This is a genomic window from Nonomuraea roseola, assembly GCF_039535395.1.
Taxonomy (GTDB): domain Bacteria; phylum Actinomycetota; class Actinomycetes; order Streptosporangiales; family Streptosporangiaceae; genus Nonomuraea; species Nonomuraea roseola.
This window is the reverse complement of the sequence record NZ_BAAAXC010000008.1, coordinates 162,435-175,701: the sequence shown is the minus strand read 5'-3', so window position 1 is coordinate 175,701 and position 13,267 is coordinate 162,435. Positions and strand designations below refer to the sequence as shown.

The following is a 13,267-nucleotide window of genomic DNA, read 5'->3' as shown; positions in this document are numbered from 1 at the left end:
TGCCAGGCCGCCGGCTGCCAGCGGCTCAGGACTTGAACGTCAGGGCGCTGGCCGCGCAGGACATCGAGCCGTAGGCGAGGTTGAGCACGGTTGCGATGCCGACCGCGATGCCCCAGGAGGTGGGGTCGCTGTCGTCCGCCAGCACCGGCGCCATCATGCCGTTGAGGTTGAAACAGGTGCCGCCCCAGACGTTCAATTCGTCGACCTTGTTCCCCTCCGAGACGGCGAACGCGCCGAGGGTCGGCGCCTGCCACACGAAGTTCGCACCGCAGTCCAGGAAGGGAGACACCGGGCTCCATGCCTTGTCCGCCGCCGAACCTTGCTCGGTCAACCCGACGCACGAGTCCACGACCGCCTTCACGGTCATGAGATCCCCGAGGACCTGGTTGGTGATGTCCCACCACATCGGGCTTTGCGGCTCGTGAAGCTGGTCCACGACGTCGGGAGTCGCGTAGAGCAGGTACGCCGGGGCGTTGATCATCGGGAAGATCTCGGTCTGCGGGTACTTCTTGGCCAGCGGCTGGAAGATGCTCAGCGACACCGCTCCGATGACGGAGCTGACACCACCGGTGAGCACCATGACGTCGTTGACCGAGGTCTGGCCCTGCCCGGCCGCCGCCCCGGCGGACGGGGCGGGCGTGAAGCTGCAGAGACGTTGGATGGTCGCGAAGTCCGGTGCGTCAATAAGGGCGGTCGTGGTGGCGTTGTCCGGGAATGGCGCAGCGTCGGCGATGAGCTTGTAGCCGATCGTGACCGGAATCGCGGCCACCAGGCAGGCCGCGTCCAGCAGGCTCAGGTCGTTGCCGGAGATCTTCCTGTACAGCCACGACAGGACGGGGATCTCGACGGTCGCGTTCAGGATCTCCATGCAGCCCTCGACGAGCTCGGCCAGCGCGTCGATCGCCGCGACCAGGACGTTCTCGACACTCTGCAACAGCGCGTCGGTGATGATCGCGATCGCTTGGTCAAGGAGCTGCGTGAACGAGAGCTGGTCGATCTTGTCGATGACGTTGCTCTTGAAGCTCTGGAAGGCGAGCTCGAGAATGTCCTTCTCCCTGCCCAGGGCGTCCACCAGCGGCTGAAGCGTGGCCGTCACGTCACCCGTGACTCCCTGGTTGGGCTGGGCGGTCGTGGTGGCGTTGGCCGCGTTGCTCTTCAGCTGGTGCAGCCCCCAGTTGCTCTGCGGGCTGTCCTGGCCGGGTGGCGGCGTGGCGGCCGCCATGGCGCTGCTCCGGGTGGTGCCGCCCAGGCTCGCCGGAATCTCGTTGGGCAGGTCGGCCCACGTGTTGACGTAGCCCTGCACCTGGGTGAACGCGTTCCGCACCTGGGTCTCCGCGTCGCCGAGTCCGTCGATGCACTTCGCCAGATACTGCGTGAAGACGTTCTTCAGCACGTTGTGCGTGCGCACGATGTCCGACCAGGCGAACAGGAAGCCCAGCCACCTGATCAGGTCCTCGAAGAACAACTTGATCTTGTTGAAGATGAACTCCACGGCGTGCACCACCGCGGCGACGCAGTCGAGCAGCACGTCGTAGACCTCGCCCGCGATCGTCGCGACGAAGTGGTAGATGCCCTCGACCTCCTGCACGACGAATTTCTCGACGTCCTCGAAGCAGTGCTTCAGCCACGAGAAGAAGTCACCCATCGCCTCCGCGATGTCCGAGCCGAAGTCGAGAGGGGCCTCCCCGGCCGCCCGGGGGGCGAGGTGCGCGACGGCGTCGGCCCCCTCGTGGTAGGTGAGCCCGCCGCCGGCGAACGAGACGCCCCACACCTGCGGTGTGGCGCTGGCCCTGGCCCTGGGGGTGGCGGAGTCGCCGGAGCTCTGCCGGGAACCGTCCTGCGGCAGTCCGGCATTGACGTTCATGAACTGCACGATGGCTTGGGCCGCCGCGTCGCTGTCCGCCGTGGCGACGCTGGACGGCACGAGCGGCTGCTGCGTTCCATCCGCGTTCGTCACCACGACGGCTCGAAGGTCGTCACCCGTCTGTATGGCAGCCAGCGTCGTGAGCGCCTTGCTCATGGGGTTGACCTCGGCCACGACGTCCGGCGTCTCGGTCAGGACGGTGTGGAAGCAGACGGCGGCCAGGGACTGGGTTTCCTGGACGACGGTCAGCACCCCGGTCGCGTCGGTGGTCGTGTTCACCGGCACGGTCGGCGAGAGCAGGTGGTACACGTCGTTCAGGTAGACGCTCACCGGGCTGGTCGCGGTCACCGCCACCGCGGTGTTCGGCGCCGCGAGGCCGCTGTCGTCGGTGACGGTGACGTGCGTGGCGAAGCTGTTGTAGGTGATCACGTCGTCCGGATCGGTGGCGGGCAACAGGATGGAGCGCTGGAGCCAGTCGGTGGTGACTGGGTCCTGGGTGAGCTGGATGAGGTCCTGACCGTCCACGTCGGCGAACAGGACGTTGTTGCCGGCGCCGAGATTCAGGAAGAACGCGAACTGCTCCGCGGCAGGTAGCAAGGGCACCGGCGTCGACCACGCGGTCGGATCCGTCTCGCTGCCGGCGGGGCAGCTCACGTAGCACAGGGTGCCCTGCGGGCCGAGACCCCAGACCGCGGTGTGGTTGGCGTCGGTCGCCGCGGCGAGGGTGGCAGCGCCTGCGAAGAGATCGTCGGTCACGATCTGGACCGGCGTCGCCTGGTCGTGCTGGTTGTCCGGTGCGAAGAGGTACAGGCCGTCCGCGGCGGCCACGAACAGGTTGGTCACGCCGGAGCCGTTGAGCGCGGATGCGATCGCGCTGGTTCCCGGCGGCGGCGTCAGCCGGGCGGGGGTGGGCGGGTTCGTGGACCGGACGTAGTTGTACTGCGGCGTGAAGAGCAGTTGCGGCTCACCACTGATCGTGCCGAAGGTGTAGATGCCGGGAATGTGGACGTCGGGAGTCGGGTCGTTCGGCCGCTGCCCGAGGCAGTTCACGACGCTGCCGGCGGCGAGGTCAGCGCTGACCTTGTGCACCTTCCACTGGGGCGACGTGCCCGGCGTGATGTAGTAGCGGTCGAGCAGCCGCAACGGGTCATTCGGCCGGCGCAGGACGTCGACGAAGATGTTCTCGACGGCACCGGAGCCGCCGGGCGCGGGGATGTTCATGATGTTCACGTCGGCGATGACGAGCGGGTCCGGCGCGGTGCCCGCGTCGAACGGGACGGCCGTCCAGGTGACGCCGTCCACCCAGGCCGCGTCCGTGTTCGCGTTGCCGAGGGAGAGGTACAGGGCGTCCGCACCGTCGACGGTCACCGCGAGCGCGAGGTCGATGGCGAGGGTCTGGGCGTTCTGAGTGACGGCGAACGCCTTGGCCGTCACCACCGCCCCGCCGTTCTGCGCCGACAGCGCGCTGCTGAGGTCGATCCTGTTCCAGCCTGTCGAGGTCTCGGTCACCTCCCGGGTGAGGTAGCAGACGTTGTCGGTGCCGATCGAGAAGAAGAGCGCGTCGCCGTCCTGGGACTGGAGCACCTCGAAAGCCTGGTCGGGGGCCATGACCACGGCGGCCTTGTGGTTCTCCATCAGCTCGGATTCGAAAGAGATCTTCATGGGAATATCAGCGCTTTCGGCCATGACGGGCGGCACACGCCGCCCGCTCGATGATTGTCCGGAACCACCCCAGGAATCGGGATCAGGAATCCGAGAAAGAAGTCACAGTGTCGGGTCGGCGTACGTGATGTGACCGACGAGGTCCTGGTTGTCCGAGAAAACGGCGTCGTTGAACACGAACGACGATCCGCCCGGGAATACGAAGTTCTGCAGGAACGAGACCGGAACATCCGCGAAACTTGTTCCAGTGCATCCTCGCACGGCGCCGGTCGCCCAATTGAGGAGGTCGTTGATGTTCGTGAACCAGTTCAGGAAGCCGTTCACTCCGGGCGTCTTTGAATTGTCGACCGGAGTCGAGCTCTGCAGGGCAGCCACGATCTGGCCCGTGTCGTTGACTCCTATCGTGTAGACGTCTGTGACGCTTTTGTCGACGACATTGCCGCCATCGCTGCTCCCCTGATCGCTGATGTAGGTGTAGCCGACGAGATGTTGGGCGATCGTCATCGTGTCGCCTTGGACGCTCACCGTTATGTCGTAGGTGATGGTGATCTGTATGGACCCGCCAAGGAGGGGGCCTCCACACTTATCAGAAATGGTGCTCGTGTAGTTGCAGGAGAGGATGACCGGGCCGGACGGGGGACAGGTTATCGTCGGGTCACCGGGGAAGAAATACATATAGAAATTTTCAGCCTCCTGACCGCTGCATTGGACGGTCACCTCAGGCCTCTGGCAATTCCCTTGGATGTATGCGGCCAGCGATTGCCCATTGTTGTCGGTATTGAGGAGATAGTTGGCGAACGCGTTCCGGTTCAGCGCGGCCACGCCGTCGTACTGGGACACCTCGCCGGGCTCGATCCAGTTCCAGCCGAATCCGGCGTGCGTGGTGTCCGGCAGTTGGTCGTTGTCGGTGGCGCACAGGTAGTTCAGCGTGAGCGGTGCGTTGTCCCCTCCGACGGCGTCCGGCGTGAAGAAGTTCACGTCCGTCACCGCGAGCGAGGACGATTGCGTCGGGGTCACCTGCGTCGCGGCGTAGCCGAGAATCTCGGCGCCACCGAGCTCCTTCCAATAGGTGTTGATGAAGTCGCTCGTCATGAAGTCGTTGAGCGCGCTGTTCGACGGGATTCTGTTGAACTGGAAGCCCTGCTCCAGGTCCGAGCTGTTCAGGTCGTAGTAGAGCTGCTGGACGCCGAACATGTCGGGGTCGCCGATGCCCTTGAGCCGCTCCTGCACGTCCGAGGGAAGGCTGGCGAAGGAGGCGTCCTGGAAGTTCAGGTCGACGGGGCCGGAGAAGGACCAGCACGTGCCGGACGGCTGCGACTCGTTGAACCAGGCCACCGGCCCGTGCGGGCCGTAGGTGATCTCCGTCGCGACGAACTCGCCGAACATCAGCGTGTACGTCACGTACGACTGCCCCGGCTTCAACGCGATGATCGGCAACAGCGACGCGGGATCGACACCGGGCGGAAGACCCAGCTTCACCTTGATCGCGAACGCGAAATTGGCGTTGCTGAGATTCTGCACCCTCGCGTCGGATGGTTCTGTGCCGTCGGGCACGCTGAAAGGATCCGTGTTGCCGGCGCCGGTCACGAATGTGGCGAAGTCGATCGGAATGGGTTGGAAATCTTCATTGTAAACGTAGCAGAGGATGACCTCGGGCAGACCGCTGTAGAGGTATTCCTCCAAGGTGCTATTGACGCTGTCCTGCGTCACCGCGACGACATAGTCGAATCCGGTCGACGAGAGATTGGAATCCTGAGCGCTCATAAAACATTTCCTTTTATGGGAGAAGGTGGCCACCAAAGGCGCACCACGCTGCTTGAAGTGGTCCACGAAAAGCAGCGGACATCGCTGCGTTTCGCTTGATCGGCGGCTCTGGGCAAAAAATCTCGTCATCAAGCCTTCCGATCGCGCCCATCCCGGCCACTGAATCTATTGGATCTGGTCCGCGGATGCTTTCAAGCGAAGATCGCTGCCGTCCCCGTTTCGGCCTGAACATCTGTCTACTCTTGATGCCGACAAAGGGCCGCCCGCTCGGACCGGTGTGATCGAGTCGGAAAATTGGGGCCTGAATTTTCGCGTTCCAGATGATACGGCCGCCAGATCACTACTCGACTTGAGTGGACCTGAGCTCGCGCCCTGATTCAATTCCATGACGCCACCGGTTGTCATTTCCGAAGCTCTGTAAAGCTTAACTCGCAATACGCAAATCAATTGCTAGATCACGACACAGGGCCTGACGGGCATCCGATCGAAGGGTTTCGATTTCGTTTGTAGACGCCCGGCTAACTATTTGATCCTCAGCTCGCCCTGGTTGCAGGGGCTGCCCTACTTTCGACGTCTATGCCGGTTGAGTTCTTGAGTGATGGTGAGGCGGCCGCGTACGGCTGGTTCTCGGGCGCTCCGTCGCGGGCGCACTTGGAGCGGTTCTTCCTGAGACGACGCGGATCGGGCGCTGATCGCAGAGCGGCGTGGCTCGCACCACCACCTGGTTGAGGAACCCCGGAACACCGGTTGGCGCTGAGAATGATCAGGGCAGCAGGTACCGGTCTGGTGGAGGGATTGGACGCCGATGGGAACCCGGTCTGCCGCCGCGCGGGCCAAGGCGATCCGCCTGCGATAGCCCTCCCGCGTTCAGCCGTTCCCCCGGCCATGACGGGCCCGGCCCGTCAGATCGCGGTCTGCTCACTCCGGTGTGCGCGCAGTGTCAAGAAAGACTGCACTCACCGCTAACGACCGCGAGGCGCCGCCGTAGCAAGCTGATGGCACCAAGATCAGCCAAGTTCGTTGTGACCGGTCCCCGAACTCGACTGCCGTGAGGCCGTCTGCGCGGAGCCGGGTGCGGCGATCACGACCGACCTCGGAGGACGCATGCGGCCACGGCTCAAGAACGTCGCCTGGGAACGGGTAGGCGATGAGCTCCGCCTCGTGTACGACCTGCGTGACCAGCTGATCCTGGCTGACCCCGACGGCCACGTGGAGAAGCTCCTCGCCATGTTGCACGAGGGCGGGCGCACCGTCACCCAGCTCGCCGACAAGCTGTCGCTGCCAGTCCAGGACGTGCTTGGCGCGGTAGAGGCCTTCGACGCCGAGCGCTTACTGGAGGACGGCGAGCGCCTGGGCGGCCTGGACGCCGCCGAAGCCGAGCGTTACTTCAGCAATCTGGCCTTCTTCGAGTCGTTCGGCACGCTGGAGCGCAGCCGAGAGGACCTGCAGCGCAGGCTGCGCGAGTCGCACGTGCTGGTGCTCGGCACCGGCGGCCTCAACTCCAACACGATCCCCCACCTCAGCGGGCTGGGCGTCGGCAGGATGACGCTGGTCGACAGGGACACCGTCGACGTGCGCAACTTCGCCAGGCAGTACCTCTACCGCTGGGAGGACCTCGGCACCAGGAAGGTCGAGCGGGCGGCGGCGTGGGTGCGCTCCTTCGATCCCGCCATCGAGGTCCAGGCGATCGACACGGGCATCGAGAGCGCCGAGCAGCTGGCCGAGCTCATCGACAGGACCCGCCCCGACGTGGTCGCCTCGGGGATCGACCAGCCCAAGGAGATCGACCTCTGGGTCAACGCGGCCTGTGTACGGCAAGGCGTGCCGTTCGTGCGCGGCGGCATCACGGTCACCAAGGGAATCGTCTGGTCGGTCGAGCCAGGAGTGAGCGCCTGCAGGGGCTGCGTCCCGGCCGACCCGACCAAGCCCGAAGGTCACGCCGATCCCGACGAACCCGCGCTGAGCGCCGAGATCGCCGCGGCCCGCCTGTTCTTCAGCAGGCCGCAACCCAACAGGGGCATCGGCCCAGTCGTCGGTCTGCTCGGTGCGCTCGGCGCCTTCGAGGTGCTGCGCTACCTGACCGGTTTCGAGCCACCGGCATACGCCGGTCGGCCACTCACCATCGACTTCGCCGGTGCCTGCGCCACGAGTCAGGTCGAGTGGTCACGCAATCCCGAGTGTGTGAACTGCGGAGGGAGTTGACCACCATGAAGATCGAGATCGTGCGGATCGAGAACACCCGCCTGACCGACCTGGCCACGCCCGACTCCTGACCATCACGAGCGCACCTCGGCCAAGGCCGAGGTGCGCTCTCCTCTTTTCCGCCCCAGGAGCTCCAGGAGGACGTGTGTCCGCCATCGTTGACAGAGACCTGCGCGAGCGGGCCGCGCGGCTGAGCGTCGCCTTCGACGGCGACGCCTGGATTCTGGGCCGCCCCGACCTGGGAATCTTCGTCGCGGTGCCCGAGCCAGGCGCGGTGTTCGTCACCACGCTGCAGGAGGGCGGCTCAGCCGCCGAGGCGGCCAGGCGCGCGGGCGAGGTGGCGGGTGAGGAGGTCGACGGCGCCGACTTCCTCGAAGGTCTCATCGACGCGGGCCTGCTCGACCCGCCCGCGCCCGCCGAGGAGCGAGCCCCCAGCGGCTGGATCGAGGGGCTCAGCCAGAAGACGGCGGCCAGATTCTTCGGCAGGACCGCCTGGTCGTGCTACGTGGCGGCGGCGGTCTTCGTCGTGGCCGTCCTGGTGTTCACGCCCGAGCTGCGCCCTTCGTGGAAGGACGCCTGGTTCCTGCCCAGCGCCATGCTGTCGGTGCTCACCTACCTGCTGGCCGGCATCGCCTTCAGCGCCCTGCACGAGGCGTGGCACTGGGTCGCGGGCAGGGCACTCGGCATCCCCGCCACCTTCAGGGTCAGCTACCGGGGCCTCTACATCGTCTTCGAGACCGACCTGACCCAGATCGTCAACGTGCCGCGCGGGCGCAGGTACGGGGTCTACCTGGCGGGCATGGCCATCGACGCCGTGGTGGTGGCCGTGGCGCTGGGATTGCGGCTGCTCGACAGGGCCGGCGTGCTCGCGCTGCCTGAGACGCTGAACGGTTTTCTCGGCGCCGTGGTGTTGTACCGGCTCATCGGGATCGTCTGGCAGTGGGCCGCGGTGCCGATGCGCAGTGACGGCTATGCCGTACTGGCCAATGCGTTGCGCTGCTACAACCTGTACCGGATCACTTGGCTGACCGCCAAGGCCAAGCTCTTCCGGCTGACCCCCGCCGAGGCGGGGGAACTGGCCTCGGCGGGCGAGCGTGATCGGCGCGTGGCTCGCTGGTTCGCGCTGCTGTACGTGGCGGGGGTCGTGGTCATGGCCGGCATGTTCGTGCTCGTGGCCCTGCCGCTGCTGCTCGCCCTTGCCCAGTGGGCCATGGTGCGGCTGAGCGCCGGCGCGATCGGTTCGGCCGGTTTCTGGGAGGCGCTCGCCGTGGCGGCGTACGTGGTGACGCAGCTCGCCCTGCCCTCGCTGCTCGCGCTGAGGGAGCGCCGCCTGCGCAGGGCGGGCAGGCTCCTGTGAGGGGTGCGGTCAGCCGACAGGCGTGACGCAGTCGAGGCAGCGCTCGTCGTGACCGTGCACGGCCGCGTCGTAGGGCTGGTTTGCCGACACTGCGACCTTGGCCTGCATGCCGAAGATGACCCACGGATCGATGGGCTCACCGGGTAGCTGGATCTCGAATCCGGAGCCGCGATAGAAGGCATCCAGGCCCGGCGTGGGTGGCATCTGCCCGTACAGCAGCACGTACCGCAGTGGGAGTAGATCTGCTTGCAGCGTTTAGTAGAGCGGCGCCGACGCCCTGTCCGCGGGCATCGTCGTCGTGACCGGTGAGGCCGTACGCCTGGATTTTGACGTCGTATTGGTGGTCCAGAAGTAGGGCACCGGTGCGAACGGGGTTGCTGCCCCCAAGAGAGTTTCCGCGGCGGCGGCGCCTTGTTCGGTGGCGCTCATCCGGTGTTCGACGCGCATGCGCCCAAAGTGGGGGTGTTGCCAGGAGGCGAGGTCGCCGGCGGCGACGACGCCGGGGGCGGCCTGGCACCTCTGATCGCATAGCACGCCATCTCCCCAGGTTCAGTCCGCTGTCGGCCAGCCAGCCGACCGCCGGTATCGAACCGATGGCCACCGGCACCAGGTCGGCTGGGACGTGGACGCCATTGTCCAGGTCCACTCCGGTCACCCGGCCATCACGGCTGGTCAATCCAGTGACAGCGGTGCCGGGGCGGAGCTGCACGCCGTGCTGGATGTGCAGCTCGGCAAGCAGCTGCGCCGCATGGTCGCCGAATCGGCGGATCATCGGGGCGGGCAGCGGATCGATCAGGGTGACGTTCAGGCCGAGTTCTCGGGCGACCGCGGCGACCTCCGATCCAAGGAAGCCGGCGCCGACGATGGCCACCGAGGTGGCGGCGATGCCCAGCAGCCAGTCCGCGCCCAGCGTGGTGAGGGCGTCGTGGCGCCGCAGCGCCACACGGTCGGGTTCGCAGCTGCCGCGCAGGATTTGCTTGGACAGCGGCGGCCGATCGTAGGGCAATCGCGGCTCCTTACCGACCAGGGTCAGCCGCGATTGCCAACGCGCCGGTGAATCCTTTCCTGCGCAAGGTTTCGGCGGCGGTCGGACCCGCCGCCGAAGCACCCACGACCACGATTCAAGATGGCTGGTTCACGACGGGGTCAGCGTGATCGCCAGGGCTGGGCAGATGCGGGCGGCCTCACGGACGTCCTCCTGTAGCCCGGGTCCCGGGCTGTCTTGCAGGAGCACGGCGATGCCGTCGGCGTCGCGTTGGTCGAATACCTCGGGTGAGCTGAGTACGCATTGCCCGGAGCCGATGCAGGCGTCTTGGTCGATGGTGATCTTCATGTGTTCTCCTTGTGTGATTTACCAGGTGACGGGTAGTTCGCGCACTCCGTAGAAGACCGCGTTCTCCTTGAACGTCAGCTGTTCCAGCGGTACGGCCAGGGCCAGTGTGGGGATGCGTCGATACAGGGTGCCGTAGACGACTTGCAGTTCCACTCGGGCGAGTGGCTGGCCCAGACACTGGTGGGTGCCGAAACCGAAGGCGACATGGTGGCGGGCCTTGCGGTGGACATCGAGGGTGTCGGGGTCGGGGAAGGCCGAGGGGTCGCGGTTGGCGATGCTTTTCACCGCGATGATGCCGTCGCCTTCGCGGATGAGCCGGCCGCCGATCTCGAGATCTTCCCGCGCGACGCGGCGGGCTTCGGTATGGGTGATGGACAGATAGCGCAGGAGCTCTTCGGCGGCGTTGGTCACCAGTGCGGGGTCGCCGCCGTCGCGGACCGCGCTCAACTGGTCCGGGTGCGCCAGCAGTGCGGTCGTGCCCAGCGCGATCATGGCCGCGGTGGTGTCGTGCCCGGCCACCAGAAGGAGTTGACCGGCCGTGGCGATCTCACGCCGGGTCATCGCGCCGGTCCGGTACTGCTCGACGGCCAGCCTGCTGAACACGTCGTCGCCCGGCTCAGCATTCTTCTTGTCCACCAACTCCTCCAGGTAGGCGTTCAGTTCCTCGCTGGCGGCCATGGCCTGTTCAGGGTCGGGTTCGTCCATGACGAGCGTGCGGGACACTCGGTGGAAGAGGTCGCGGGCGGTATAGGGCGCGCCCAGCAGTTCGCAGATCACCAGTGAGGGAACCGGTAGCGCGAACGCCTCCACCAGGTCTACTGGATTCGGGCCGGCGAGCATCTCATCGATGAGGTCATCGACGATCCGTTGGATCCGGGGCCGCAACGCCTCCATCCTTCTGATCGTGAAGTCCGAGGTCAGGAGCCGTCGCTGGGCGGTGTGCTCCGGCGCATCCATCTGCATCAGCGTCTTCATGTGTGCGTCGCGTGCCTTGCTCACCGCGTTGGTGTGCGGGAAGCCGGGTTGCGCCACGTCGACGCTGACCCGCGGATCGGCGAGCAGCGCACGCACATCCGCATGGCGGGTGACCATCCAGGGGGTGCTGCCATCCCACAGTCTCACTCGTGAAACCGGCGCGTCTTCGAGTCGTCGGCTCAACTCCGGCGACGGGTCGAAGGGACACCCCGTCGCGCGGGCCATCGGAAAGGTCGGCATCTCTGGCAGGGCGTCAGCCATGGCATCTCCTCGCATCGAATGCGGTCATCGGGTGATCTCGGGCACGCGGTGAACAGGCGATCGGAAACCCGAGCCGGTCATCCCCGGGGGTGGACGTCATGTCGGTAGATCGCGAGTCACGAGCCCTGTTGGAGCGGAGTGTGGTCGGCGGGCTCCGGGCGGCTCGAACGGTTCGCCGCGCGTGCGGTGATGGCGCCGATCGCGCAGATGATCGCGAATCCGAACAGTACGTACCGTGCCGAGTCGAGCATCGACGGGTCGCCGAGGTTGACCAGGACTCCGGCCACGGCCGTGCCGAACGCGATCGACAGACTCGTCACGGTGGCGATCGCCGCGGCGGCCCTGCGTCCTTCCTCCGGATCCTGGGTGCTGGACATGGCGGCCACGGACAGGTGCGGGTAGGCCAGGCCGATGCCGGAACCCGCGATGAACAACACCGGCACCCAGATGAGTACCAGCCAGGTCGGCGTGTCCTCGCGCTGCAGCAGTCCCTGGAGGAGGAAGCCGGACGTCAGGAGCAGCGGGCCGATGATGCGCAAACGGCGTACCGTGCGATCCTTGGTGGCCGATGAGCTGCCGAGCTGGGTCAGCGACCAGCCGAGCGAGATGGCCGCCCCGAACAGGCCGGCCGCGAGCGGGGGCAGCCCGCCCAGCTGCTGGCCGAACAGCGGGACGAACGACTCGACCGCGACGCCGAAGGCCAGTAGCCCGAGCGTCAGGTAGATCCACTTCAGTGGGGAGCCGGCCTGGTAGGTCGTGCGCGGGAAGACCCGCAGCTCGCTGCGCCGTTCGTAGGCGACGAAGACGGCCACCAGCAGCAGTGCCACCACGATGCTGCCCACCATCGCCAGGGTGCCGGGCAGCACTCCGGCCAGGCTGACGGCCGCGGTGGCCGCCGTGACCAGCAGCAGCGACACGGCCGGGACCGGTGCCCGCGCGTCACTGCGTTCGCCGCGCGGTAGCACCCGGGGCACGACCGCGCAGCACGCCGCCGCGATCACTGCCATCGTCACGAACGCCAGGCGCCACGAGCCGAACTGGGCGAACAGGCCGCCGAGCGCCGGGCCGACGAAGTTGCCGACGCCGTACATCGCTGACATCAGGGCGTTGCCCCGGGTCCACAGTCGGCGCGGCAGGGCCGAGCGGATGACGGCGAACCCCAGCCCGGACAGCACCCCCGCCCCAAATCCCTGGATGCCGCGGCCGGCCAGCAGTACCGGCATCGCCGGGCTCGCCGCACAGGCCAGCGAGCCCACCAGGAACACGGCGAAGCCGAGGCGATAGGCGCCGACGTTCCCCCACCGGGCCAGGAGCCGACTGACCAGCATCGTCGCGATCACCATGGCGACGAGGTAGATCGTCATGTTCCAGGCGTAGAAGCCGGCGCCGCCGATGTCGGCCACCGCGGTCGGCAGCAGGCTCGAGGCCAGATAGATATTGACCGCACCGACGAGCACGCCGCCCGCCAGCACGATCGCAGCTCCGAGATGTTGGGGGCCCAGCAGTTCCCGCCAGGACGGCGGGGCGGGGGTTGAATCGGGAATCACGCGGTCATCTCGCTTAGTTCGTCGGGGGCTGCGGTGGGCTTTCCGGGTTCGGACTCGCTGGCCACGGCCATGGAGGCGTTCCGCGCATCGATCCGTCCGCGGCGCGGACGCCGGCTGCGGGTCTCGATGGCAGGCTCCGCGCCGGGCTGCTCGTTGTCACCAGCACTCATGACTTCAAGGCTGTCGTTGAACCGTCCCCGGAGACTTTTCGCCGCCTTTCGTGGACGGTTCTGGGCCGGTAGCCGGGAAAGCCTCAAGCCGCGGTCGAACCATGCCGTTCTGCTCCCCGTGGTCGAGGCCAT

Annotated in this window: 9 protein-coding genes; 2 read left to right on the top strand and 7 right to left on the bottom strand. The window is 66.7% G+C overall.

Features of this window, described 5'->3' with window-relative positions; genetic code table 11:
• Window positions 1-25: 25 nt before the first annotated feature.
• Together ABFX55_RS09170 and ABFX55_RS09165 are read right to left on the bottom strand one after the other, a co-directional pair.
• Complete coding sequence (locus ABFX55_RS09170; RefSeq protein ID WP_346119535.1) at window positions 26-3,526, bottom strand: hypothetical protein; 3,501 nt, start codon at window positions 3,524-3,526, stop codon at window positions 26-28.
• 102 nt (window positions 3,527-3,628) lie between these two features.
• Window positions 3,629-5,356: a hypothetical protein gene (locus ABFX55_RS09165; RefSeq protein ID WP_346119533.1), complete on the bottom strand. Its 1,728-nt coding sequence runs from the start codon at window positions 5,354-5,356 to the stop codon at window positions 3,629-3,631.
• 1,038 nt (window positions 5,357-6,394) lie between these two features.
• Here ABFX55_RS09165 and ABFX55_RS09160 point away from each other — a divergent pair.
• Window positions 6,395-7,492, top strand: coding sequence for a HesA/MoeB/ThiF family protein (locus ABFX55_RS09160; RefSeq protein ID WP_346119531.1), 1,098 nt, complete (start codon window positions 6,395-6,397; stop codon window positions 7,490-7,492).
• Between the two features lie 145 nt (window positions 7,493-7,637).
• Window positions 7,638-8,849 carry a hypothetical protein gene (locus ABFX55_RS09155; protein ID WP_346119529.1) on the top strand — a complete coding sequence of 404 codons (1,212 nt, stop codon included), beginning with the start codon at window positions 7,638-7,640 and terminating at the stop codon, window positions 8,847-8,849.
• 9 nt (window positions 8,850-8,858) lie between these two features.
• Here ABFX55_RS09155 and ABFX55_RS09150 read toward each other — a convergent pair whose 3' ends face one another.
• The 5 genes from ABFX55_RS09150 to ABFX55_RS09130 all read right to left on the bottom strand — a co-directional run bounded on the left by ABFX55_RS09150 (window position 8,859) and on the right by ABFX55_RS09130 (window position 12,965).
• Window positions 8,859-9,071: a hypothetical protein gene (locus tag ABFX55_RS09150; RefSeq protein WP_346119528.1), complete on the bottom strand. Its 213-nt coding sequence runs from the start codon at window positions 9,069-9,071 to the stop codon at window positions 8,859-8,861.
• Window positions 8,986-9,720 carry an FAD-dependent oxidoreductase gene (locus ABFX55_RS49730; protein WP_379479166.1) on the bottom strand — a complete coding sequence of 245 codons (735 nt, stop codon included), beginning with the start codon at window positions 9,718-9,720 and terminating at the stop codon, window positions 8,986-8,988. The genes ABFX55_RS09150 and ABFX55_RS49730 overlap by 86 nt, the downstream gene beginning before the upstream one ends.
• Window positions 9,721-9,984: 264 nt before the next feature.
• Entirely contained in the window at window positions 9,985-10,182 is a 198-nt protein-coding gene (locus tag ABFX55_RS09140) for a ferredoxin (RefSeq protein ID WP_346119524.1), read from the bottom strand.
• Window positions 10,183-10,200: 18 nt separating this feature from the next.
• On the bottom strand, window positions 10,201-11,418 hold the full coding sequence (locus tag ABFX55_RS09135; RefSeq protein WP_346119522.1) for a cytochrome P450: 1,218 nt from the start codon (window positions 11,416-11,418) through the stop codon (window positions 10,201-10,203).
• 116 nt (window positions 11,419-11,534) lie between these two features.
• On the bottom strand, window positions 11,535-12,965 hold the full coding sequence (locus tag ABFX55_RS09130) for an MFS transporter (RefSeq protein WP_346119521.1): 1,431 nt from the start codon (window positions 12,963-12,965) through the stop codon (window positions 11,535-11,537).
• Between the last annotated feature and the right edge of the window lie 302 nt (window positions 12,966-13,267).